The 24,872-nt window shown below is 42.6% G+C and carries 19 protein-coding genes, 6 tRNA genes, 1 other RNA gene and 1 pseudogene; 2 read left to right on the top strand and 25 right to left on the bottom strand.

Annotation, left to right across the window (positions count from 1 at the left end; all coding sequences use genetic code 11):
- Positions 1 to 34: 34 nt before the first annotated feature.
- The 12 genes from GZH31_RS04310 to rppH all read right to left on the bottom strand — a co-directional run bounded on the left by GZH31_RS04310 (position 35) and on the right by rppH (position 10,291).
- Positions 35 to 109 (bottom strand) — tRNA-Arg (locus GZH31_RS04310).
- A 132-nt stretch (positions 110 to 241) separates the two neighbouring features.
- Positions 242 to 907, bottom strand: a complete 666-nt coding sequence (locus GZH31_RS04305; protein ID WP_036970385.1) for a FlgO family outer membrane protein — start codon at positions 905 to 907, stop codon at positions 242 to 244.
- An 8-nt stretch (positions 908 to 915) separates the two neighbouring features.
- Positions 916 to 1,593 (bottom strand): FlgO family outer membrane protein, encoded by a 678-nt coding sequence (locus GZH31_RS04300; RefSeq protein ID WP_036970388.1) that lies wholly within the window; start codon positions 1,591 to 1,593, stop codon positions 916 to 918.
- Between the two features lie 14 nt (positions 1,594 to 1,607).
- Positions 1,608 to 2,201, bottom strand: coding sequence for a FlgO family outer membrane protein (locus GZH31_RS04295; protein WP_036970392.1), 594 nt, complete (start codon positions 2,199 to 2,201; stop codon positions 1,608 to 1,610).
- Between the two features lie 67 nt (positions 2,202 to 2,268).
- Entirely contained in the window at positions 2,269 to 2,859 is a 591-nt protein-coding gene (locus tag GZH31_RS04290; RefSeq protein WP_180311416.1) for a hypothetical protein, read from the bottom strand.
- 76 nt (positions 2,860 to 2,935) lie between these two features.
- Entirely contained in the window at positions 2,936 to 3,520 is a 585-nt protein-coding gene (locus GZH31_RS04285; RefSeq protein WP_180311415.1) for an SPOR domain-containing protein, read from the bottom strand.
- A 463-nt stretch (positions 3,521 to 3,983) separates the two neighbouring features.
- Positions 3,984 to 4,865 (bottom strand): UTP--glucose-1-phosphate uridylyltransferase GalU, encoded by an 882-nt coding sequence (gene galU / locus GZH31_RS04280; RefSeq protein ID WP_180311414.1) that lies wholly within the window; start codon positions 4,863 to 4,865, stop codon positions 3,984 to 3,986.
- Positions 4,866 to 4,891: 26 nt separating this feature from the next.
- Positions 4,892 to 5,743 (bottom strand): thymidylate synthase, encoded by an 852-nt coding sequence (locus tag GZH31_RS04275; RefSeq protein WP_036970397.1) that lies wholly within the window; start codon positions 5,741 to 5,743, stop codon positions 4,892 to 4,894.
- A 13-nt stretch (positions 5,744 to 5,756) separates the two neighbouring features.
- Positions 5,757 to 6,560 carry a prolipoprotein diacylglyceryl transferase gene (gene lgt, locus GZH31_RS04270; protein ID WP_036970400.1) on the bottom strand — a complete coding sequence of 268 codons (804 nt, stop codon included), beginning with the start codon at positions 6,558 to 6,560 and terminating at the stop codon, positions 5,757 to 5,759.
- A gap of 14 nt (positions 6,561 to 6,574) precedes the next feature.
- Positions 6,575 to 7,384 carry a sulfite exporter TauE/SafE family protein gene (locus GZH31_RS04265; RefSeq protein ID WP_074989477.1) on the bottom strand — a complete coding sequence of 270 codons (810 nt, stop codon included), beginning with the start codon at positions 7,382 to 7,384 and terminating at the stop codon, positions 6,575 to 6,577.
- 75 nt (positions 7,385 to 7,459) lie between these two features.
- The gene (gene ptsP, locus GZH31_RS04260; protein WP_036970406.1) at positions 7,460 to 9,736 is read right to left on the bottom strand and encodes a phosphoenolpyruvate--protein phosphotransferase; all 2,277 of its coding nucleotides are present in this window, start codon (positions 9,734 to 9,736) and stop codon (positions 7,460 to 7,462) included.
- 36 nt (positions 9,737 to 9,772) lie between these two features.
- Positions 9,773 to 10,291, bottom strand: a complete 519-nt coding sequence (gene rppH / locus GZH31_RS04255) for an RNA pyrophosphohydrolase (RefSeq protein ID WP_036970409.1) — start codon at positions 10,289 to 10,291, stop codon at positions 9,773 to 9,775.
- 540 nt (positions 10,292 to 10,831) lie between these two features.
- Here rppH and mutH point away from each other — a divergent pair.
- Entirely contained in the window at positions 10,832 to 11,503 is a 672-nt protein-coding gene (gene mutH / locus GZH31_RS04250; RefSeq protein WP_036971710.1) for a DNA mismatch repair endonuclease MutH, read from the top strand.
- A gap of 106 nt (positions 11,504 to 11,609) precedes the next feature.
- Here mutH and nagP read toward each other — a convergent pair whose 3' ends face one another.
- The 5 genes from nagP to GZH31_RS04225 all read right to left on the bottom strand — a co-directional run bounded on the left by nagP (position 11,610) and on the right by GZH31_RS04225 (position 17,390).
- On the bottom strand, positions 11,610 to 12,914 hold the full coding sequence (nagP, locus tag GZH31_RS04245; protein ID WP_036970411.1) for an N-acetylglucosamine MFS transporter NagP: 1,305 nt from the start codon (positions 12,912 to 12,914) through the stop codon (positions 11,610 to 11,612).
- 212 nt (positions 12,915 to 13,126) lie between these two features.
- The gene (locus GZH31_RS04240; protein ID WP_036970414.1) at positions 13,127 to 14,293 is read right to left on the bottom strand and encodes an FAD-dependent monooxygenase; all 1,167 of its coding nucleotides are present in this window, start codon (positions 14,291 to 14,293) and stop codon (positions 13,127 to 13,129) included.
- Positions 14,290 to 15,471, bottom strand: coding sequence for a 2-octaprenyl-6-methoxyphenyl hydroxylase (gene ubiH / locus GZH31_RS04235; RefSeq protein WP_180311413.1), 1,182 nt, complete (start codon positions 15,469 to 15,471; stop codon positions 14,290 to 14,292). Before ubiH ends, GZH31_RS04240 begins: the two co-directional genes overlap by 4 nt.
- Before the next feature lie 15 nt (positions 15,472 to 15,486).
- A complete protein-coding gene (gene pepP / locus GZH31_RS04230) occupies positions 15,487 to 16,806 on the bottom strand; it encodes a Xaa-Pro aminopeptidase (RefSeq protein WP_075593844.1) in 1,320 nt (439 codons plus the stop codon).
- Positions 16,807 to 16,826: 20 nt separating this feature from the next.
- Entirely contained in the window at positions 16,827 to 17,390 is a 564-nt protein-coding gene (locus GZH31_RS04225) for a UPF0149 family protein (protein ID WP_036970422.1), read from the bottom strand.
- Positions 17,391 to 17,584: 194 nt separating this feature from the next.
- On the opposite strand from GZH31_RS04225, the gene ssrS reads away from it, so the two are divergent.
- Positions 17,585 to 17,768: non-coding RNA, 6S RNA (ssrS, locus tag GZH31_RS04220), on the top strand.
- A 335-nt stretch (positions 17,769 to 18,103) separates the two neighbouring features.
- On the opposite strand, the gene GZH31_RS04215 is transcribed toward ssrS, so the two are convergent.
- The 8 genes and pseudogenes from GZH31_RS04215 to GZH31_RS04180 all read right to left on the bottom strand — a co-directional run bounded on the left by GZH31_RS04215 (position 18,104) and on the right by GZH31_RS04180 (position 24,769).
- Complete coding sequence (locus GZH31_RS04215; protein ID WP_065978401.1) at positions 18,104 to 21,184, bottom strand: efflux RND transporter permease subunit; 3,081 nt, start codon at positions 21,182 to 21,184, stop codon at positions 18,104 to 18,106.
- Positions 21,184 to 22,482 carry an efflux RND transporter periplasmic adaptor subunit gene (locus tag GZH31_RS04210; protein ID WP_075593843.1) on the bottom strand — a complete coding sequence of 433 codons (1,299 nt, stop codon included), beginning with the start codon at positions 22,480 to 22,482 and terminating at the stop codon, positions 21,184 to 21,186. Before GZH31_RS04210 ends, GZH31_RS04215 begins: the two co-directional genes overlap by 1 nt.
- A pseudogene (locus tag GZH31_RS04205) lies at positions 22,463 to 23,891 on the bottom strand (efflux transporter outer membrane subunit). Before GZH31_RS04205 ends, GZH31_RS04210 begins: the two are co-directional and overlap by 20 nt.
- 305 nt (positions 23,892 to 24,196) lie before the next feature.
- Positions 24,197 to 24,272, bottom strand: a tRNA-Phe gene (locus tag GZH31_RS04200).
- A gap of 27 nt (positions 24,273 to 24,299) precedes the next feature.
- Positions 24,300 to 24,375: transfer RNA gene (locus tag GZH31_RS04195), tRNA-Thr, on the bottom strand.
- A gap of 57 nt (positions 24,376 to 24,432) precedes the next feature.
- A tRNA-Phe gene (locus tag GZH31_RS04190) sits at positions 24,433 to 24,508 on the bottom strand.
- 35 nt (positions 24,509 to 24,543) lie between these two features.
- Positions 24,544 to 24,619 (bottom strand) — tRNA-Thr (locus GZH31_RS04185).
- Positions 24,620 to 24,693: 74 nt separating this feature from the next.
- Positions 24,694 to 24,769, bottom strand: a tRNA-Phe gene (locus tag GZH31_RS04180).
- Positions 24,770 to 24,872 lie beyond the last annotated feature (103 nt).

Here is a 24,872-nt window from a genome sequence, read left to right as displayed (position 1 = left end):
GAGAAAACAAAAAAGCATAACTTATTGATTTTGTTGGTAGCCCCTACAGGAATCGAACCTGTAACTGCCCCTTAGGAGGGGGCCGTTATATCCATTTAACTAAGAGGCCACACTTGCACTGGGTTTTCTAGTGACGGTCACTAGCGGTATGCAACTCGTAAAATTATAACGGGCTAAGGCTTTGGTAATCAAGAGATTATACCAACCGACTACGGTTTTAGCCGGTTGGTATTAATTTTTGTTAGTTTAGCTGGGCTGTTGCCGACTGTATCGACTCATTTTGCAGCACAAAGTATGGGATTACTTTGTTTGAGGTGGCGACAACTTGCTTGGTGGTTAAGTTGATCACGCGGGCATTCACTTCAACGCCACTCGGGCGATAAATTAAGGTGCCCGCTAGCACATGACTTGCAATTCGGCGCTTGGTTAATTCGTTGATATCGCGTGAAAAAACAAAATCACCTGTTTTATCAATAACCACACTATCGCGCGTCTTAAAATCAATAACACCGTAGCCAAATTTTTGCAGTTGATGATACAAGGTTTCTGCCACTTGATTACCAAGTTGGTTACTTTGTTGTAGGCTTTCATTTAAATCGACAAACGAGGTCACGGCTATGCCAAGCTCGGACTCTTGTTGCATGGTGTCGGCTATATCAAGCGCCATTTGTTCAACGTAATTACCTAACGTTTTATAATGCTGATAAGGCTTAAATTGGCGACTATTGGTTTGTAACTCTGATTCATTTTGCTGCTGAGCAAGTAGCATCATGGTGTTTATATCATAGTTAGTTGGTGCGTTGCTCGCAGTCTGGTTGCTTGGCTCAGGCGCTTGGCTAAGTAACTCACACCCAGATAAACTGAGTGTGATAGCGGCGGTTAATGCAACAAGTTTAAACTTGCTCATAGCTTACCTCACTCACTCGCTTGTTTAAGCATAATACCGTCGGTACGGTTGCTACTATCAAGAGCATCAACCACTGACTGCGGAATAAAGCCTTGTGCCGAGCCAACCACAGCTTTGCTGGCAAGCCCAATAATACGTGCATTTACCAACACACCACCTTGGTGGTTTACTAACGTGCCTGCAAGTACGTAATTAAAGTTTTGATCTTGACTCAACTCTAAATAATCACGGCTAAACACAAAATCACCGCTTGGGGTTACACGAATGTAGTCTGTGGTTTTAAAATCAACAACAGGCACACCAAACGTATGCAGTTCGTGCATGAAGCTTTCGGCAATTTGATTACCTAGTAAGCTCGATGTGTTGTATTGATCATCTAAAAAGATGAAACTCGATACGGCAAGGGGTGTTTTATCACTAACGTATTGAAGATTTTGTGCCATGTCTTGCATTAATCCACGTACATAATGATTTATATTTTTGCGCGTAGGGGCTGCGGTAAAGGTGGTGTTATTTTTAACGGCCTGACTACTTTGATAAACCGACACATTTGTTTGTGGTGCGGCAACCGCGCGCTCACTGCGGGTAAGCTGTGGCTCTTTGGTGTCTATCGTTTGTGAGGGTGACATCATTTGTGCGCAGCCGAACCCTAATGGTAAACATAAGCTGAGTAGTAAACGTCTCATGAGTGGACTCCTAATTAGTATTCACTGCGGTAGATCATGCCACCGCGCTGCTGAACTTTTTCACTTCCCCACATTACATTAATGGGGATCTCGGTACTGGCTGCAGACACGATCCGCTGATCGGCTGCATCCACTAAACGGGCATTAACAATATAGGCATGTTGTTGCCGCGTTAAGGTGCCGGTGATCACAAAGTCAATATTCTGACGTTGGCGCAAATTTTTTGTATTTCTGCTTAACATACTATCGGCAGATGATTGTAAATTTAAATTATTTTCTAATCGGTACTCAATGGTATGGTAACCAAGCTGAGCAAATTGCGTCATTAAGCTTTCTTGAATTTGTTGACTAAGCCCTGCCCCCTGACCTTCTGCAAGGCCCGAATCAAGTGCATCAGCCAAGTAAAAGCTGGTTACAGCAATGCGTGCATTACTTTTAAAAGCCCCTTGAATTCGGCTTAATTGCGAACTTAAATCAGCCACATACTGGTGTACCGTATAAGGCGCCATTACGGCTTTTGGTGCTGCTGTACTTACCACAGGTTTTGGCTCTTCAGAGAGCTTACAACCCGCTAAGCTTAAAAATATTAATGACACTAGTAGACGCATAATTGCCATCCCATATCGAACATGGTTAATTAAAAGCAATAACTGTGCCTACTTAGTATAAATCGTTTTAGCGACGTGATAAGTCGAGTGGTTCGCCTAAAAAAGGCGCGGTTAAACAGTGCTGTTGTAGCTGTTTAGCAAGGTAACAAAACACGGTTGCTTCGTTGTAGTTGGCAAACGGGCCAACACGCAGTGCATACCGTGTTTGTGATTTTGTGGGGCGTTCTAAAAACACAAACTCTAGTTTATCAAATGCACCGGGATACTGTTTTTTCATTATTAACACTTGGCGCTTAATTTGGCTTGGGTCTAAATACACTCCAAGCTGAGCCCCAGCAGGCGCCTGAGCATTTCGCGCTACGGCATCATTGTAGGTTATTGGCGCGTTATCGGAATGAGTTTGATCACTCTCAGATGCTTTAGAGAGCGTTTGCACGTCTGGCTTACTATTGAGTTCGGCCGTCATAATGCGTAAATCATTTTCCATTTCGGTTAAACGGGCAATACTTTGCTGCTGTGATTGATATTGAGCCGCAAATTGCTGTATTTGTTGCTCTGTATATAGCGGCTCTGGTTGCTGTTGCAGCATCATACATGCAGGCAACAGGCTCACACTGGCAGTAATTAATAAGTGTTTGAACAACGTTGAAATTGGCATATTTATCATCAGCTAAAAAAAACAGAACTTAAGCACAGCAAATAAAATGCCAGCTTTTAGCCTTTATATCAGCACGCTATAGGTAAATGCGATTATCGGTATAATTACTTACCCAACAATCAAGCCCTTGGCGCTTAATGGCTTCACAATCAGCGGTTGCGTTTTTAAGGTATTTATAGCCACCAAATTTTAAACGGTAATAGGTGTTTTGATTAACATCAGCCACTTCAACATTTAATAGCGGTTTGCCCTGAAAAACCTCGGGGGCTAAGGCCTTCATTTTTTTAAATGTAATGGCTAAGTTTTTTTCTGAATTTACTGCAACAAGCTGTAATGCAAAACTGTATTCAGGTTTAACCTGTTCGCTGCTCTTACGCTCGTCTGATTTAGCCATAGAATCTGGCTCTTCTTTAGTAGGCAGCCCAGCTGCAGGTAACGCGCTATCTGTGCTCTCTGCGCCATCTGTGCTTAGCTCAGGCAGCGATTGCACGTTTGCTAATAGGCTTTGCTCATTGGCCTGAACATTCATTGACTGAAATAGATGACTAAACGACAAAAAATTAAATAATGTGGTAGGTAATGAATGGTTACTACAACCCGATACAACAAACGGCACCATTAGGCACGCGCTGTAACGCAACGGTTTTAAGCAATATTTCATAAGCAGGATTCTTAAACGTACCATTATATTTGCTTCTTAATCTGAGAAGACCGTTTGTTAGTACTTACCTGCCTGTAAAAAGCCTGAAATATCGTTTAGATATTAAACAAGAAAACACTAACAAATTGCTTTTTTATTATTATATTTTCAGTACAGTGCTTCTACTAACTGCAATAAAAACTTAGTAGCACCCTCAGCTTAAGTTTTCATATACGACAACCTAAAGCAGTAAAAATCCGTTTCATTATAGGTATTTTTATGAGTATAGCTTAATTAGCTATTCTACAGTGGGTAACTAAGCACTTTTCTGTAATAACTATCTTAGCAATCTGCTAATACAAAGGTATATCAGAAAAGTCCTTAATTAGGTAATAATCGACAATTGTGGATGACATGTAAATAACAAAAAAGTGCCATATAGGCACTTTTTTTACATCATTTTTAACTAATCAAATAGAATTGATTATTTAACCAGCATTTTTATGAAGTCGGTGAGCTCATCTTTAAATTCATCGCGTCGTAATGAAAACTCAACAATCGCTTTTAAATAGCCTATTTTGCTACCACAGTCATGGCTTTTCCCTTTCATTGAGTAGGCATCAACGGTTTCTTTTTCCATTAACATTGCAATCGCGTCTGTTAACTGAATTTCATCGCCTGCCCCTGCTGGGGTTTTTGCAAGAAGTGGCCAAATGTTTTTACTTAATACATAACGACCAACCACGGCGAGGTTTGAAGGCGCTTGATCAATTGGCGGCTTTTCAACCATATTTAAAATAGCGGCACTTTCACCTTGTTTAATTTTCGCATCACCTAGGTCAACCACACCAAACTTATCAACTTCGTTAAGTGGCACAGGCTCAACCATAATTTGGCTTTGACCAGTACTTTCAAAGCGTCCAATCATCTCTGCAAGGTTGTCTTTTTTTAGATCGCTCGCCACATCGTCAATAATCACATCGGGTAAAATAACCACAAACGGTTCATTACCAATGATTGGCGCAGCACAGTTAATTGCGTGGCCTAACCCCTTCGCTTCACCTTGGCGTACTTGAATAATAGTGACATCTTTAGGACAAATAGACTGTACTTCTGCAAGTAGTTGACGTTTAACACGCTTTTCTAATGTTGCTTCTAACTCAAAGCTCGTATCAAAGTGGTTTTCAATAGAGTTCTTACTTGAATGCGTCACTAATACGATTTCTTTAATTCCCGCTGAAATCGCCTCATTAACCACATATTGAATCAAAGGGCGGTCAACGATAGGTAACATTTCCTTTGGAATCGCTTTTGTTGCAGGCAACATACGCGTGCCAAGACCAGCAACTGGGATCACTGCTTTCATTGATTTCTCCTTAAACTTTTTTCTTTTTACACTGAAAACGGATACTTAATTGCATCGTGACACTGATAACCTTCTACTTCAAAATCGTCTTTTGTGACCCAAGTTTCAATGTCTTCAAGTGATTTAATATTTGGATTTATTTTAAGTGTAGGTGATGCAAATGGCTCACGCTTAAGCTGTACATCACGCATTAACTCTAACTGATTTTCGTAAATATGTGCATTTGCTATTTTATGATACGCCTTTCCGGGCTTGTGTCCGGTGATTTGTGCAACCAACGCTAATAACACAAAACATTGAATTTGATTAAAATTCAAACCCAGTGGGACATCACAACTACGTTGATACGAGGTTAAGTATAGAGTATCACCCAGTAATGAAAAAGTGTGCGTATGCATACACGGACGTAAACAACCTAGTTCAAACTCGCCCGGATTATAAAACGTGACAATTTCACCTCGGTCATCAATGCCGTTAGATAAGTTAGTAATTACCTTTTTAAGTTGATCAAGGTGTGTACCATCTGGGCGCTGCCAGCTACGGCCTTGTACGCCGTACACACGGCCCATATCATCTTCACCACGTCGATGCGGGTTTTCGAGCCAAGCTTTATTTTCGTTCGCGTTGGCATTCCATGTCATGCAACCGATATCACGAAACTGTGCCGCACTGTCGTAACCACGAAGGTAGCCTAACAACTCTGCAATGGCTGCTTTATAAAAGCTTTTACGTGTTGTTATAAGCGGAAACTTATTGTTTGCTACATCGTACTCAAGGTCAGCATTAATAACGGTTAAACATTTGGTGCCTGTACGCTTATTTTCGACCCACACGCCTTCATCAACAATGCGTTGACATAAATCTAAATACTGTTTCATTGACTTGCTCTAATTATGCTTTGCTTGCAACGCGTCGTTGCGGCTTCATGTAGGCCCATATTAACAAACCAAGGCCCCCAAATACCATTGGCAGCGAGAGTATTTGTCCCATTGAAATCACACCTGCAAATAGGCCTAAATGCGCGTCTGGCTCACGGAAATACTCAACAACAAATCTAAATACGCCGTAGCCTAATAAAAATAAACCGGCGACACTCCCTGCTGGGCGTGGCTTTTTAATAAACCATTGCAAAATTAAAAATAGCACCAAGCCTTCTAAAAATGCTTCGTATAGTTGTGACGGATGGCGTGGTTCTGGCCCACCGGTAGGGAAAATAAACGCCCAAGGTACATCGGTTACGCGTCCCCATAACTCACCATTAATAAAGTTACCTATGCGGCCGGCTAGTAGGCCCAAAGGCACTAATGGCACCACAAAATCGCCGACCTCTAACAATGATTTTTTACGTGTCCAGGCAAAGACCATAATTGCGGTAATAACCCCCAGTGTGCCGCCATGGAATGACATGCCACCTTGGTCGATTCTGAATAAATAAAACGGGTTTTCAATAAAATAACTAAACTGATAAAACAACACATAGCCAATACGCCCACCGAGTATTACCCCGAGCATACCGTAAAATAATAAGTCGCTTACTTGCTCTTTCGTCCACCCAGAATTAGGTTTTGCAGCTTGACGGTTTGCCAGCCACATAGCTAAAGCAAAACCAATTAAATACATTAAACCGTACCAACGTACGCTGAGCGGTCCTACCGAAAAAATAACCGGATCTATCTCTGGAAATTGAAGAGCCATAAAAATAAAAACCTTTAACTAAACACCATTTTAAGCGCAATTATGACAAGTAATAGCGCGAATACTTTTTTTATTGTTGCCACAGGTAAATAATGCGTCGCTTTTGCACCATAAGGAGCAATTAATGACGACGTGATAACGATGCCGACTAATGCGGGTAAATAAACAAATCCGGCAAAACCATCACTAAAGGAGGTTACTTGCCAACCTGCAGACACATAACCAACCGAGCCAAACAGCGCAATGACAATACCACATGCTGCGGCACAACCAATGGCCTTTTTAATATCGACAGAGAAATAATGCAGCAAAGGCACAATAAGTGCACCGCCACCAATACCAATCAGTCCTGATAACGCCCCCATTATTGCACATAAAAAGCCAATTACGGGACCTGAGGGCAATGGTTTTTCACTTGCAGCCTTGGTACGTGTAGATAACACCATGCGTAACGCGATAAACACCACACTCGTGGCAAAAACTAAACGTAATAACTGCTCAGGAATAAAACTCGCCGCAAAGCCACTCACGAGTGCACCAATACCTACACCGGTCATGACCCAAGGAGCAATTTCCCACGGCACATTAGCATTACGATGATGAGCCAACGCTGAAGAGGTAGACGTAAAAATAATGGAAGCAAGTGAGGTGGCTATGGCAATAACTAATACATGGCTTGAGTCAGCAACATTAAATGATACCAACATGGCGCTCAGTACAGGCACAATAATTAAGCCACCACCAATGCCAAGCAGACCGGCTAAAAACCCTACTACACTGCCTAAAATAGCGCAGTACACCATTAAAAGTATTACGTCATGCATAGCACACTCATATATTCAGTTTGTTATATGTATATACTAAACGAATATATAAACGCTTCACAGTACAATTTACTCTCATGCTTGCCCTTGGCTAGGGGTGTAAAATAACTCACCCAATTGGTGCTCTATCATAAAGTTACGTGTGAGCCTCAATACTTGCTTAGCGGTAGGCTGCAATAAACATTCGCTAAGCAGCTCCTCCATATCGCTTACTTTTAAGCGACGCAGTACAAATTTAATTTTACTGATTGATGAAAGGTTCATACTTAAGCGACGATATCCCATGGCGATTAGTAATAATGCCCCTTCTGGGTCACCACCAAGCTCACCACATAAACTAAAGGGTAATTCATGGTTTTGGCACTCTTGAGCAACTTTAAGTAGCACTCGCAGCACACTAGGATGATAGGGGTTAAAGAGCTCTGCAACACGCGCATTAGAGCGATCAACGGCCAGCATATATTGAGTTAAATCATTGCTACCCACAGAGCAAAAGTCGACTTTTTGTGACCACTCTTCAAGCATGAATATACTTGAAGGGACCTCTAACATAATGCCAATTTCTGGGCGGTCAATGGCTTGCTCTGGGTATTGTTCTTCTAGTTCGAACAGCGCTTGTTCAACTAACTTAATTGACTCGTCGACTTCTTCAGAGCCACTGATCATGGGTAACATTATTCTAAGGTTACCTAAACCGATATTGGCCTTTAACATCGCTCTGAGTTGATCTAAAAATAGTTCAGGATGATCCAAGGTGACGCGAATACCCCGCCACCCTAAGAAAGGATTCTCTTCTGTGATATTAAAGTAGTCTAATACTTTATCACCGCCGATATCTAAGGTGCGCATTACCACAGGATTCGGGTGATAGCTGGTAAGCACTTCTCGGTACCACTTTTCTTGCTCCGACTGCGAAGGAAATTGCCCCTTTTGCATAAACCAGGCTTCGGTACGATACAAACCCACTCCATCACAAAACAGTTTGTTGTCTTGCTCTGTGTTTAATTCAAGGCCTGCATTTAACAATAAGCTAATGTGCTCGCCATCTAAGGTGACCGCATCTAGGTTCTGCTCTGCGACGAAACGATCATTCAGTAATGTTTCTTGGTATTTTAATTGGCTGTATTCATCGTGGAGCATTTGCGAAGGTGAGATATATAAACGCCCTGCGTAGGCATCTAAAATCATCGGCTTACCTTCAAATTGCAGTAAGGGAACGTCTTCAATACCCCAAATAGCGGGTATCCCCATTGCTCGCGTTAATATTGACGCATGGCTGTTTGCTGCCCCATTTACACTCACCACCCCCGCTAAATGCCCTTTGGGCACTTCGGCAAGCATGGCAGGTGTTAGCGTACTGGCAATTAAAATGGTGTCTTTAGGGTAAGGTTTTGCCGCATGCTCGGTATTAACTAAGTGGTGTAAAACACGCAAACCAATGTCTTTAACATCTACTGCGCGCTCTTTTATGTATGGATCTTGCATGGCGTTAAACTGCGCCACCAGCTTTTCGATAACTATTTTTAATGCGCTTTTTGCACTCCAGCCTTGTTGAAGTTGCTCTTCAACATTTTTGCCTAGGCTTTTTGCATCAAGTAGTTGCTGATACACATCGAATACCGCAAGCGCTTCTTGCGGAATCGAATCACTTAATGTCATTGATAACGTATTAAACTCGTTGCGTGTTGCCGCAACAGCCTGCGTAAATAATTTACGTTGCGTACTTATGTCATCGTCTTTTTGCAACTCAATCGATTTAAAATCGAGTTTAGGCAACACCACAAAAGCTTCACCAATGGCAATACCCGGCGCGCTCGATACCCCTTTGAGTACCGAAGTCTGATGCGAGAATTCATCAAGCCTTAAAATCTCTTTGATCTCGGCATGCGCAAGCTGCGATGCAAGTTGTGCCGAAAGAGTAATTAAAAAAGATTCTTCATCGGGACTAAAAACACGCGCTAACTTTTGCTGAACTACAATAACGCCCAGCACTTTTTTTTGATGCACCACAGGCACAGATAAAAACGCGTTATAGCCTTCTTCATTAACTTCTGGAGAGAGTTTAAAGCGAGGGTGTGATTTAGCGAACGCTATATTAATTGGCTCTTCGCGTTGCGCCACTAAGCCAACTAAGCCTTCGGTAAAACCAATTCTAAACTTACCCACAGCATCTGGGTTAAGTCCTTGCGTGGCCATTAATACAAAGTTGTCTTGGCTATAATCAGCAAAGTAAATTGAGCAGCACTGTGTTTGCATGGCATCTTTTACCATTTGCACAAAACACGCTAAGGCACTGTTTAAGTCCGCTTGTTGCGACACAGCCTCAGCAATTGATCTGAGCGTGGCTAACATGATGCTGCTCCTTTCATTTAGTTGATAAAGTTGCCCTTATCGCTTTTGTCGCCAATTATCTTTATGTTGTTCTCGTTTATTAAACGGCATTGCAAACGGGGCAAACTCTTTCATTACACGACGGTAAACATCGCGCTTGAATGACACAACTTGCCTCACCGGATACCAATAGCTCACCCATCGCCAGTCATCAAACTCTGGATGATGAGTTTTAAGTAAGTTTACATCTTCGTCTTTACAACGTAATTTCAGTAAAAACCATTTTTGTTTTTGCCCAATGCACACAGGACTTGAGTCTCTGCGAATTAAACGCTTGGGTAATTTGTAGCGTAACCAATGTTTTGAACTTGCGACGATCTCGACGTCTTCAGGAAGCAAGCCCACTTCTTCGTGTAATTCTCGGTACATGGTTTGCTCTGCTGTTTCACCATCATCGACACCACCTTGGGGAAATTGCCAAGAGTGCTGACCATAACGTCGAGCCCAAAATACTTGTCCCTGATTATTGCAAATTACAATTCCGACATTGGCACGAAAACCTTCGGCATCAATCACCTTAGTGCCTCATTTGTAAGTCGATTTTTATTGATTGTTCCACATAACCTGCGATACAGCAAACACTTTACACCTTCGCCGAAACCAGATTTGAAATTAGCATTTTAACAAGCGCTTTTAATCAATATGTTAGAAAGCAATTATTACGAAAATACGCGCTTTTAATAAAATAGTAGTTTACAACCGTATTTTTCTCACCTTACCCACAGCTTGTGCATAACTTTTGTAAATCATGCTTATTTTGCAAACAAATCCACAATAGTCAGTTCAAAAAAGCACTTTCTCCACAGAAACTGTGGATAAACATGTTCATATATCTGTATTTATACAAACAACTGTCTAATTAATACAACAGCCAAAAATCAAACATCGACAAAAGTCATTAAATTTCAATATATTAAGATGTTATTCCCACAAAACAAATTGACTGTTTTTAACTCACTTTCAACATGCGCAAAAAACACCCAAATACAAAGATATCCACGGCAATGCGCATTTGCTATCATGTTAAGGTTAATAACACAATCAAATAAACGCCGTATGCGACCACTAAAACCAAGCTCAATCAACGAATTAATGCAACGCGTGAATGCAATAGCGGGGCTTACACTCGGCCAGCTTGCAGAGCAGTACCAATTTAAAACACCCGATGACTTGCTGCGTGAAAAAGGCTGGACCGGTCAGCTTATTGAATATGTATTAGGGGCAACCGCGGGCTCGAAACCCACTCCTGATTTTGAAGAGCTTGGTATTGAGTTAAAAACCTTGCCTATTTCGTTTAAGGGTAAACCCTTAGAGACAACTTTTGTCTCTGTTACGCCGTTATTGAACGTAACAGGTCTTACATGGCAGCAAAGTACGGTGCGTAAAAAGCTCAATCATGTGTTGTGGTTACCGATTTTGGGAGAACGCGAAATTCTGCCATTTAATCGTACCATTGGCAGTGGTTTTTTATGGCAACCCAGTGCCGAGCAAGATGCACAGCTGCAACGTGACTGGGAAGAGCAAATGGAACTTATCGCGCTGGGTCGTATCGATGAAATTTCGGGACACTTGGGTGATGTCATGCAAATAAGACCAAAAGCGGCTAACAGTAAAGCGCTTACTGATGCTATTGGGCCAAATGGGCATGTGATCCAAACCCTGCCTCGCGGCTTTTATTTAAAAACAAGCTTTACCGGCGAGATTTTAAAACGCCAATTTCAGCTGTAAGGGTCGCAACTCTTTGTATTTATAAGCGGTTTGTCGTGCTAACTCGTAAAAAAGCCGCGATGATGGTCGTCGCGGCTTTGTTCTAACTTGAATTCTTAACGTATTGTTATTTCCAACTTTTCATCTTATGGCCTTTAAGAGCATAAAATAAAATGAATAGATAACTTGGGATCATAACAATATACGCACCTTGCGCGCCCAGCCCTGCTACGTTACCTAAACCAATCAGCAGCGGACCTAAAGCACCACCAGCAATACCCATGATCAACAACCCCGATGCAGTGCCAGTTAAGCGGCCTAACCCCGCCAATGCTAATGGCCAAATTGCAGGCCACACCATCGCATTCGCAAAACCAAGTAGCGCGATACACAATAAAGGATCGGGGAGTTCAGGGCCTCCAAATGGCACAAGTAATAGATTAGAAATAATAAACGAGTCATTACTACCAAATACCACCAGTAGCACGGTGATTATGCCAGCGATACCCGACATTAATAGTGCTGTTTGCTGGCTCATAAAACGTGGGATAGTTGCAATACCTATCGCGTAGCCAATCAACATACACGCCATTGTGTACGAAGTCATAACGGAGTAATCAGCAACGCCAATTTGCAAAGCGTAAGAGCCAATCGTATCGGCAGCAATCACTTCAACTGCGACATACAAAGCAATGCCCACAACACCTAGAACAAGGTGCGGATGAGCAAGTGTTTCTTTTAACTCACCTTTACCATTTGATGACTCGCCTTCGTCAAACACTAAATCAGGAAGAGGTGCAAATTTTGCGAACGCAGCAAATAACATAATAAGACCCGCAATTAATACATACGGCATAATTAAGCTATTGGCCATAATGTCTTTTTGCTCTTGCGACAGTTTACCCGCACCATCGACTACACCGCTTACAACGACCGCAGCAAAGATCACCGGTACGATAACTCCAGCAAACTTATTCAATAAGCCCATAATACATACACGCACCGCGGCTGATTTTTCAGAGCCCATTTTTACTACATAGGGGTTAACAGCCGTTTGAAGAATTGTTTGACCGACACCTATCATAAGCTGTGCAAATAAAAATATTTCGATCATTTGCAGTTTCGCGGCAGGAATATACATTAACGCCGACAGTGCCATGACAGCACAGCCAATCGCCATTCCATTTTTATAACCAACGCGTCTTATGAGCATCGCTGAGGGAATACCTGCAACAGTAACCGCAATATAAAACGAAGAAATAATAAACGAAGCTTGTAACGGCGACAGCTCAAGCATTTGCTGCAAAAATGGTGTAATTGCACCATTAAGCCACGTTATACACCCCAGAATAAAAAACATTGATCCTGCCAATACCATTGGCAGCCAAATGCTTTGTTTTGTGTTGTTGTCACACTCAACCGTTGCTTCCATAATTTTTCTCAACTAGTTATTTTAATTAATTATTTTTATTTGGCTGGCTTTAAAACATCATTGTGCTGTTTAATTTCCATACCAATCACAAAAATTTAATCATACACTAACAAAAATGACAGCGCTATCATTTTGCATTCAGCTAAACGTAAAAAAGCCGTAACTAGCTGGCTAGTTACGGCTTTATTTAAATATTTACAACGGCTTAGTTATTACTTACCAATCGCTTCTTTTGCGAACAAGTGTTTAATTGGTCCCAGGTTATCAACAAGGCTAAGCCCCACACCGCGCACGAGCTTTTTAAGCGGATTAGCACCGGCAAATAACTCTTTTAGTCCTTGCATCATGGCAATGTGTTTTTGCGCATCAAGCTTACGGGTACGTTCATAATCACGCAGCGTGCGTGTACTTGCAAACTCACCCTGCTCATTGGTTAATAACTCAATTAGGTAAGCGGCATCTTTTAAGCCTAAGTTCATGCCAAGCCCGGCAAGTGGGTGAATAGTATGCGCTGCATCGCCCATTAACACGACTTTGCCCGACACCCACTGCTGTGCATAACGCATTTTAAGTGGAAACGCCATGCGCTCACTTTGAACTTCGCATAAACCGCATTGGCCATCCAGTGCAGCCAGTAGTGCTTTATTAAACTCGGTATCGTCAAGTGCTAGTAACTGCTCGCAGTGCACAGGGCTGGTTGACCACACAATCGAATGCGTGTGTTTATCAGGCAGCGGCAAAAACGCTAAAGGGCCGGTTGGTAAAAACACTTGGCGTGCTGTGTGATTATGCTCATCATCGGTTTTTACAGTCGCAACAATGGCATGATGATCATAATCTTTAAACGTAATTGGCATATTGAACTGCTTTCGAATCGCCGAGTTTGCTCCGTCGGCTGCTACCAGCAATTTAGCAATCACAGGCTCACCGCTTTCAAGTGTAATAAAGACATCGGATTCTGTTTGATGTATTTGTTGATAACGGGTTTCGAATAATAAGCTGGCATTACTTTGCTTTTCAAGTTCACTAATTAAAGCGTAGCGAATAATGTCGTTTTCAACGATATGACCAAGCTGCGGTAAGTCGAGATCATTGTGATCAAAATGAATTTTGCCAAAGCTGTCTTTATCGCGTACATCCATCGAGGTATAAGGCGTGGCGCGTTGCTTAATAATTTCAGGCCACACATTCAGTGACTCAAACAAACTTTGGCTCGCCAGACTCAGCGCACTAACGCGAAGGCCATACTCATCCCCCGGAAGCGCCTGCTTTTCACTGGCATCAATCACCACCACACTAATATTGGCTTTAGCTAAACCAAGTGCAAGCGTAAGGCCTACACAGCCACCGCCAACAATACAAACCTGTGCTTGTTTCATATCCGTTTACCTTGCTTAACTTGACCCATTAACTGTTTGGCTAACGGGGTTTTTAACGAGGAGAATAAATCCATAGAGAAAAGACCAATGCTACGACCAAGCGCAAGCATTCGCGATGAATTTGAAAATAGCCGCACCAAGCTGTCAGTTAAAGTCATAACCGTGGCAATATCTTGACTGCGCACTTGGCTATAGTAGCGGGTAAAAGCGTAATCACCTAAATCGCTGCGGTGCGCCATATCACAAAGTAGTTGCACATCACGTAAACCTAAATTAAAGCCCTGCCCCGCAATGGGATGAATAGCATGACCAGCATTACCTATAAGTACAGTGCGATGGCTGCTTAGCGCGTCTACTTTTCCATACACCAGCGGGTAGCTGGCACGCATACCAACTTTACTGAACGTGCCGGCACGATAGCCAAACGACTTTTGCAAGGCAGCTAAAAATGCATCATCTGAAAGCGCCATGTGCGCATCTATATGCTCAAGCTCCATGCACCATACTAACGAGTAACGGTTATTGCTCATGGGCAAAAGCGCCATCGGGCCATGCTCGGTAAAGCGTTCAAATGCGTGGTGATGATGACCACCCGCCACTTCAATATTGGCAATGATCGCGCCTTGCTGATAAGGGCGCGTATTAAACTCAATATTAGCCAGCTTTCGACTACTCGAATTAGCACCGTCGGCTATAACCACCAGTTTTGCACTCAGCTGTTCGCCCGAACTTAAAGTAACGTTCGCAGCATCGGCTTGGTACTCAATTTTAGCAACCGTGTCAGGACAAAACAGGCTCACATCTGTGCGAGTTAACTGCTGGTGCAAGCTGCGACCAAATGGATTCACCTCAACGACATACCCAAGTGCATCTTGCGCATATTCATGGCAATCAATGTGGGTTTTACCAAAGTGACCACGGTCAGAAACCGTTACTTTTTCAATTGCAGCAGCAAATTGCGCTTGGCAATCAAATGCATTAATGGATTGTAAGTATTGAACCGATTGCTGAGCCAGTGCAATACTTCTATCATCAAAGCTTGGGTGATAGTTTGCACTTACTTCATTTGCTTCAATCACAGCGATTGATAACTGTTTATTGCTGTGTTTTAGGCCTAATGCACAACTTGCGCCAGCCAAACCACCGCCGATAATGACAACATCAAACTGCTCTGCCACGTTTGCTCCTAGCCTTTATTTGCCTTGCATCACTGCTTCAATGTCACTGATAGTTTTAGGTACTGAGAGTGTCAGGTTTTCATGACCCTCTTTTGTGACAAGTAAGTTATCTTCTATACGAATACCAATACCTTTGTATTGCGCAGGTGCTTTGGTATCTTCGCTGATGTATAAACCGGGTTCGATAGTTAAGACCATTCCTGGCTCAAATACGCGCTCTTTTTCGTCAAGCTTGTATTCGCCTACATCATGCACATCAAGGCCTAACCAATGGCCAAGGCCATGCATATAAAACGCTTTACAGGCTTGGTTTGCCATTAGCTCATCAAGCTCACCCGTTAAAATACCCAAGTCAATTAAGCCTTGCGTTAATACCGTTGAAGCCAGTTCATTGGCTTTAGATAAACTACCACCGGGTTTCACTTGGCTAAATGCAGCCTCTTGCGCCGCAAGTACAATATTATAAAGCGCGGCTTGTGGCTCACTAAACTTGCCATTCACAGGGAATGTTCGAGTAATGTCTGCTGCATAACCCTCAAGCTCACACCCTGAATCAATCAGTACTAGGTCGCCCTCTTTTAGTTCGGCGTCGTTTTGTGTGTAATGCAGTATATTGGCGTTATCACCACTGCCAACAATGGTGCCATATGCTGGGTGGCGAGCACCATTCATTGCGTAGTGATGGTGCAGTTCTGCTTCTAGCTGATATTCAGTTGCGCCTGGTTTTGCAAATTGCATCGCACGAATATGGCCTTGCGCACTAATTTCACAAGCAGTGCGCATAATGTTTAGTTCAGCGTCAGATTTAAATAAACGCATTTCGTGTACTAGGCCACGAATATCTTTAATAGTGTGAGGCGCTTTGTAACCTTTTTTTGGTGCACCACGAAGCGTGCTTAATAAGTCCCAAATTTTCGTATCGAAATGTGGGTAAGTGCCTTGTGCATAAAATAAAATCTGCTGGCCGTTCACCAAATCTAATAATTGTTCATCTAGTTCACTAAGTGGACAGGTTGCGTCGAATAAGTACTCAGATTTCGCTTTTTCGAAGCCAATTCGACGGCCATGCCAAATTTCAGCTAATTTATCTTTATTGCGACAAATAAGCGTACTTGGCGTGTCACTTGATGGGCAAAGCACTAACACTGCATCGGGTTCGTTAAAACCCGTTAAGTAGAAAAAGTCACTGTCTTGGCGAAATGCGTATTCGGTATCACGACTGCGTGTAACTTCAGCAGCTGCAGGAATAATCGCGATGCTATTTTTGTCCATCATCGCAAGTAAACGCTCGCGACGGGCTTTAAATTCAGCTTTATCGATAGCAATAGACAACATGCTAAACCTCTGTAATTTAATTAGTGAAGGGTCTTTTTAGTGCTTTTATCTGTTTGCTCTTTACCGAGTTCAGCAAAACATAATAAGGCAGAAACGCGCACGTACTCGATCACTTCGTGTAGTGCTTGGCTGTCTTCTTCGGTTTCTTCGAATAAAGTATCCAAGCGAGTAATTTCGCTAAAATCGCTAATAACTTCTTTTACGTCCGCAGACAATTTGCCATAGTCTTTTTGCTTTAAACCGAAACCAAGCATAAAACCCGATACCCAAGACACTAGGCCGTTTGCTACGTCAACTAGGGTCTCGTCATCACTTGGCAAGAATAAATCGAACTGAAATTCATCGTCACCAAAACTCGCCACAACCTGTGTATATATAGTGGCAAAAAACGCTTTTAGATCGGTATTGAATGCTAAACCATCATTGAAAACATCGCTTAATAAGCCTAAATACTCGTCGGCTTCAATATTAATGCCACAAGCAAGTAAGCCACTTATTACGCCATGGGCTTCGGCGGGTGCGACAAAAATTTCATTTTTTTCTAATAGCAATTGCGCTTGCTGGTAATCAGGTAACGTGCTCATAACTTTTTCTTTGTTCGTCTCAGTAACGTCATGCTACCACTCGATAAATCGCAACTCCAATTAATTGTATGATTGAGGTCAAAAAGCAATCTGAAAAGTAAATGCCTCGTTAAAGGTGGGGAAAAACTACCCGAACGATCCGCTTTTTTGGTTTCTATGGTTTAATGATTGAAACTTGTCTTATATACTGAATATGTTCCCTAGGGTGTTGGAGCTTGGTTAAGTCCCTGAGCCGATAAATTTTATGTTAGGGTTTCTGTTCGTTTACTATTGTGCAAGCTCGGCATGTACCGAGAAGCCTACGGTAGACCGCAGATTCCCGCCCTGAAACCTCAAGGTTTCAGGACTGACACCGGGCACCGCATACTTGGGGAACACCTTCATTACTTCAAGCTACGAGCTACGAGCTACGAGCTACGAGCTATCAATACTTTCATTTTATATTTTTCTAAACTGTATTTTTTGCACGCAGAATAAATTCTCACCTAGACCATTTGGCATTTAATTTTTTGGCGTTTAAAGGTCTTCTTCGGTTTATCTTTAATCTTTAGAATTTGCTAACTTACTTGATTTCGCTACGCTCGAATCTACCTACGAATAAAAACGCGGAATAAACCCGCCGCCACCTTTTTACCTGTAGCAGCAGGTTTACCCCGCGTTATAGCACTGAGTACTTGTATTTAGAATCTAATAACGAGTACCTAGTCTCAAGCCTATTTAAACCACCCCTGAAAACGTTCCATCAATAAGTAATTAACCGGAACAAGTAATAAGGTGATAAGGGTTGCAAAAATAATCCCAAACCCAAGGCTTACCGCCATCGGAATTAAGAATTGTGCTTGTGTGGCTTTTTCAAATAACAACGGCATTAAACCAATAAAAGTGGTTAAACTGGTAAGCATTACTGGGCGAAAACGCGATGCTCCCGCCATTTTAACTGTTTCGAGAAGGTCACCGCCCTCCTCGCGCTTTTTATTGATAAAATCAACCAGCACCAGTGAGTCATTCACAACCACGCCAATCAAGGCCAGCATACCGAGCAAGCTCATAATGGTAAGCTCCATCCCCATGATCCAATGCCCCATTACCGCACCTATCATGCCAAAGGGGATAACACTCATGACAATCAATGGCTGCATATACGATTTAAACGGTATTGCCAACAGCGCATAAATAATGAAAAACACAAACACCAGCCCCCAAGCAAGCGACCCAAATGACTCGCGCTGCTCTTTAGCTTCACCTTCAAGCGAATAGTCTGCACCTGGGAATTGCTGCATTAGTTCATCAAGGTACGATTTTAGGTCTGCCTGCAGCACTGTCATGTTGGTGTTTGACTTTTCAACATCGGCAGTCACATTAAGCGTACGGTATCGGTCAATACGGTAAATTGATGACGGGCTTTGTCCCGGCACTAAAGTGGCAACATGCGACAATGGCACCGTACCACCGCTAGGTGTATTTATAAGAATATCTTTTAAATCGGCTACTGAACGACGCTCATCAATGGGTAAGCGCACCATAACACGTACATCGTCACGACCACGCTGAATGCGCTGTACTTGCGCACCAAAAAACGAGTTACGTATTTGCTGCGACACATCAACGCGATTCAAACCAAGCGCTAAACCTTGCTCTGTTAGCTCAATTTGCAGCTCTTCTTTACCATCGGACATGCTGTCGGCAATTTCGTACACTGTTGGGTATGTTGCCAAACGTTGCTTTACTTTTTCTGCAACTTGCTCAAGTGTCGATATTGAATTGCCTGTTAGCTGTACGTCGATAGGGCTCGATGTTCGACCAAATTCAGCACGAAAGGTTACGCTTTCCGCACCGGGGATAATACCAATTAAATCGCGCCATTCACTCGCAAGTTCTCGAGAGCCAATGTCTGATTCGCGTTTTTCTGCTGGCATAATTTCAAACCGAACACTCCCCGAATTAGACGCGCCACCACGGCCACCTGTAGTAGCCAAAATGTTTAAAATAACACTTTGACCGTCTTCGTCACGGTACTTATCTTGCAGCTCTTTTGCTTTATCAGACATTTTAATCACGTATTTATTAGTGACTTCAAACGGTGTACCCGCAGGAAATGTTACTGATGCCCTCACTGTTTCACTTGGAATGCGCGGGAAGAACACAAACTTTGTCCAGCCACTGGTAATTAACGTTAAAATAATAACGAAAATACCCACAAACAAGCTGACTGTTGCCAGTTTATTCTTAAGAGCGTGATTAAGCAGCGGTTGGTAATATTTCATAATGGCATGCTCAAAGCCATCGGCAAAACGCTGTTGTAAGCGCTCCAGCTTAGTAGGCTCACCCTTTTCGTGGCGCAGCTTTAAATACTTTAAATGTGCCGGTAATACAAACTTAGACTCAATTAACGAGAACAGTAATACAGGAATAACCACCACGGGGATTTGCGCGAAAATAGCACCACGCGCACCTTCAATAAAGGCAAGCGGTAAAAATGCTGCCACCGTAGTCAATACCCCAAATGTCACTGGGGTCGCTACTTCTTGTGTACCACGAATTGCAGCCTGCTCGCCTGTTTCGGCTGTTTTTAAGTGGGTATAGACATTCTCGCCGGTGACAATCGCATCATCCACAACAATACCCAGCACTAAAATAAAGCCAAATAAACTAATAACATTTAATGTGATACCAAATAGTGGCATCACTAAAAATGCCCCCATAAACGATACCGGTATACCAATAAACACCCAAAATGCGATAGCGGGACGTAAAAACAGTGTCAGCAAAGCAAGCACCAGAATACCACCTTGAATCGCATTGCTGGTGAGGGTTGCAATACGACTTTTTACCACTTCTGAGTCATCATCCCAGTAGCTTAATTCGAAGCCTTCAGGCAGGTTATCTTGCTGTGCGACAATAAAGTTTTTCACGGCATCAGCGACTTCAATCGCACTTTGTGGGCCAATACGATAAACATCAATAAAGGCGGCTTGTTTACCATTAAAACGCGTGCGTACCGGGGTTTCTTCAAAATCGTCTTTAATGCTAGCAATGTCTCCCAAGCGAATGATCGTGCCATCTGCTTGATGCTTAATTACAATCTTTGAAAACTCATCTTTACGATATGCCTGCCCTTTAGAGCGAATAAGCACATCGCCCCCTTCTGTTTTTAAGTTACCTGCTGAGACATCGGTACTTGAATTACGAATAGCAGAAGAGATATCCGACAAACTTAAATCGTATTGACGCAAGGTATCTTTGCTTACCTCAATAGCAATTTCATAATTGCGCACCCCACTTAGCTCAACCTGAGTCACGCTAGGTAGGCGCAACAATTCATCGCGCACTGTTTCTGCATATTCTAAGGTTTCTTTTTCACCATAAATGCTTGAAACGGTGACCGCTATTACTTCACGTTTCCATTCAGCGAGCGACACTATTGGCTTTTCAGCATCAACCGGAAAGGTATTAATCGCATCGACTCGGCTTTTTATATCCGCTAATAACTCTCGCGGGTCATAACCTGTTTCGACTTCAATTGTGACAGAAGCCGAGCCTTCAGCTGAACGGCTCGTTATGCGTTTTACACCTTCTAAATCTTGCACCGCTTCTTCGATTCGGATCGTGACCCCTTTTTCGACATCTTCAGGTGTAGAGCCACGTAATGAGACGCTGACGCTGATGCGATCAGATTCAAATGATGGGAACACCTCAAGCGGTATTTGCGTTGAAACGCTAAATAACCCCGCTAATAAAATGCTGATCAGCAATAAGTTAGCTGCAACATGATTTTTTGTGAACCAAGCTATCATTATTGCGCTCCTTGCTCACGAGCGGCGCGGCGTTGCTCAATCAATTTTTTAACCGTAATGCCTTGCTCTTTTGCTTTTTTTTCAAGCTCTTCGCGGCTTAGTCGCGGTGTATCGGCGCGCGTAGCTTGATAAGCTTCGCTGCCCATTACCGTTACTTGCGTACCTGAACTTACTTGCCCAAGTGGTGTAAGCACTAAATTATCTCCAGCCGATAAACCATCAGCCACGATTGCCTGAGTTGCATTTTGCCAAGCCAAAGTAATGTCTTTTCGACGTAAAACCCCTTTTTCCTCGGTGTACACATAGCTGCCTTGGTAAATTGCACTGTTTGGAATAACTAAAGCATTCTCAACGGTTTTACCTTTAATCTGCGCTTTAATATATTGACCAATTTTAATGGGGTACTGGTTATCGCTTGTGGCTTTATACGGGTCGTGAATTTGCGCCACAACATAAAGTTGCTGAGCACTTTCATCAATCGCACCTTCGGTACGAATCACTTGGCCTTGCCAATGCTGTTTGCCTACTAGGTTTGAGCTGAACTCGACAAGTGAACCCGCACTATTTTTAGCACCATCGCGGAATTGCTCCGGCAAATTAATAAACGGTAAGTCTTTATTTTTAATCGGTAGCCTAATTTCAACACTATCTACAGCATAAATAATGGCTATTTCCATGTTATTGCTAACAACTTGGCCTAAATCAACACTACGGCTTAACACTCGTCCTGCATAAGGCGCGGTTATTTTAGTTCGCTCTAAATCAAGTTTTGCTTTTTCAAGGTTGGCTTGTGCCGATAATACACTCGCCTCTGCGGCTGCCAGTTGAGGTTTGCGAAGTACTAAGCTACTCGCTTCTTCGCCTTTACCTAAGCGCTGCCAATCTGTCATTGCTTGTCGGCCACGCGCTTGCTCTTCAAGTAAACTTTGTTCAGCGGTTAATAGTGCGGCTTGCGCTGATTTAACTTCAGCGCGGTGATCTCTATCATCAAGCTGTACAAGTACATCGCCTTTTTCAAAAAAGCCCCCTTCACGGAATTGCTCACTTATTTTAATGATTTGTCCTGAGGCCTGCGCAACCAACTTACTCTGTGTGCGCGGTTTAACTGTACCAAAACTGTCGATCATAATTTGAAAGCTTTGCGGTGTGAGGCTCTCAACAGCAACATTCACTTTTGCTTTAGGAGGTGATGAAAAGCGATTAGCTTGCGGCGGATTCCCTTTTATAAACATCACTAAAAGTACCGTCACGATTATCACTACGAGTGGAATTAATATTTTACGAGTTTTGCTTTTCATGATTATTGCTCTGCTACTTCGGTGTTTGCTTCACTAAAATCACCCCCGAGGGCAATATGTAAGTTGATTCTGTTGATGATAAGTTGGTTTTTAATTTGAATAACTGAACTTTGTGCGTTAAAAGAGCGGTCTTGTGCATCCAGAACCGTGGTGTACGTTACCAAACCACTTTGATATTGCTCAAAAGCAAGTTGCTCTGCCGCGATGGCATTTTTTTGTGCTTCAAGTGTTTTTTCGTAACGCACTTTTAGCGCTTGCTCTTGGCTTATTGCTGTTTCAACATCGTTAAATGCATCATAAAGAGTCGCTAAGTAAACTTGTTCTTGGCGTTTAACATTGAGCCTAGCTTGCTCTTCGTTCGCTTTTAAACGTCCGCCTTCAAATAACGGCATCGAAATGCTGCCAAGTAAAGACCAAGCAAGGCTTGAAGGCGAAAATAAATCACTCATTCGATCAGTGCTATCACTGATTGAGGCTGATAAGTTCAAGCTTGGAAAACGCTGTTTGTGCGCATACGCAAGACCGGCATCGGTGCTGAGTAATTGATACCAACTGGCCATTAAATCAGGTTTACGGGTAATAAGCTCAGACGGCAAACCAAGTGGTATGGCATTATCAAGTAAAGGTAAGTCTGCGCTAACCGTAAGCGCTCCTCTGGGGTATTGCCCTGTTAAACGCTCTAAATCACGAATTGATTTTGTTAACGTAGCTTGCTGCTCTGCAATGCTTGAACGCTCTGTATTTAGCTCATTGCGAGCAAGGTAAACATCCAGTGCTTCGTTTAGACCTTGGCGGTAACCAGATTCAATGATTGATAAGTTTTGTTCTGCATTTTGTTCGCGCTGCTTAAAAAGTTCGAGCAATTTATGATTGCTGATCACATTAAACCAACCCGAAACAACATCAGCAACTAACTGCTGCTTAGCTTGCTCAAACGACGCTTTCTCTGCTAAGTATTCTAAGTTAGCTTGGCGCTCTGACGCCGACAACTTACCCCATAGATCAACTTCGTATCCGAGCTCAAGTGATGCTGAACTTGCATTATTGTAATTTACCGGGCGGTTATCTTTACTGCGGCTAGTTCGTGTTGATAAGTCTAAGCTTGGCCACAAAGCCGCACCCGCAGCAACGAGTTGTTGCTCTTTAATTGCAACATCATAACCCGCTTGTAAAATCCCCTGATTATTCGCTAAAGCCTGTTCAACTAAGCTCAGCACCTGTGGATCTTGTAACTGCTGTAACCAATTACCCTTCACAGCTAATACTTTTGAAGCACTGTCTAGTTGTTGCCAAGCGTTTGGTATAGCTTCAAGTTCTGGTACTCGTTCACTATTCGTTGGCTGGCTTGCGCATGCACTTAGCAAAACCACACTTAAGGCAACTAAACTTGGCCTACATTGCCAATTCATCATAAAAACCTGAAAAATAACTATTTATGAGTGTAATTCAAGCATTGCATTAAGTTTTGCTCAACTGACTTTACATAAAATTACACTCGTTGACGTTGTAGTACGATAAACGGCAGGTATTTAGCGATGAGATTAGAGTTACAACGTTCAAACGTAAGCTGGGAGCAATTTGAGGAGAAAAAGCAACCATGAGTGAAACTGTATTAGGAGCGACCGGTTTAACACTCAAAGCCTATGACCATTACTTGTTACTATTTTTTGCAACAGAAACAAAAAAGCCCCGCAATAGCGAGGCTTTTAAATAATGGTGCCCAGAGGCGGAATCGAACCACCGACACGAGGATTTTCAATCCTCTGCTCTACCGACTGAGCTATCTGGGCATAACAATTTACTAATTGTTTAATAAATGGTGCCGACTATCCGAGTTGAACGGATGACCTACTGATTACAAGTCAGTTGCTCTACCAACTGAGCTAAGTCGGCACACTAAAACTGTGTGCGTTGTGCACTATAATCACTTTAAAAGTAATTATCAAATAATGGTGCCCAGAGGCGGAATCGAACCACCGACACGAGGATTTTCAATCCTCTGCTCTACCGACTGAGCTATCTGGGCTTAAAAACTAGTTAATTAACTAGACTTTTAATAAATGGTGCCGACTATCCGAGTTGAACGGATGACCTACTGATTACAAGTCAGTTGCTCTACCAACTGAGCTAAGTCGGCACACTAAAGCTGTGTGCTGCTGCACTATATTAATGTTATAATCTTTTGATTTAAAACACCAATATTTTTAATAATGGTGCCCAGAGGCGGAATCGAACCACCGACACGAGGATTTTCAATCCTCTGCTCTACCGACTGAGCTATCTGGGCGTGCGGCGTATTAAACGGGTTTTGCCTTCGCAAGTCAACTTTTTTTTTGAGCTTTATAACTGTTTGAACAGTTTTCCATCAAGATTGCTATTTTTAATACTTT

This window comes from Pseudoalteromonas sp. JSTW (genome assembly GCF_013423925.1).
Classification (GTDB): Bacteria; Pseudomonadota; Gammaproteobacteria; order Enterobacterales; family Alteromonadaceae; genus Pseudoalteromonas; species Pseudoalteromonas lipolytica.
This window is presented reverse-complemented; position numbering and strand designations above follow the sequence as displayed.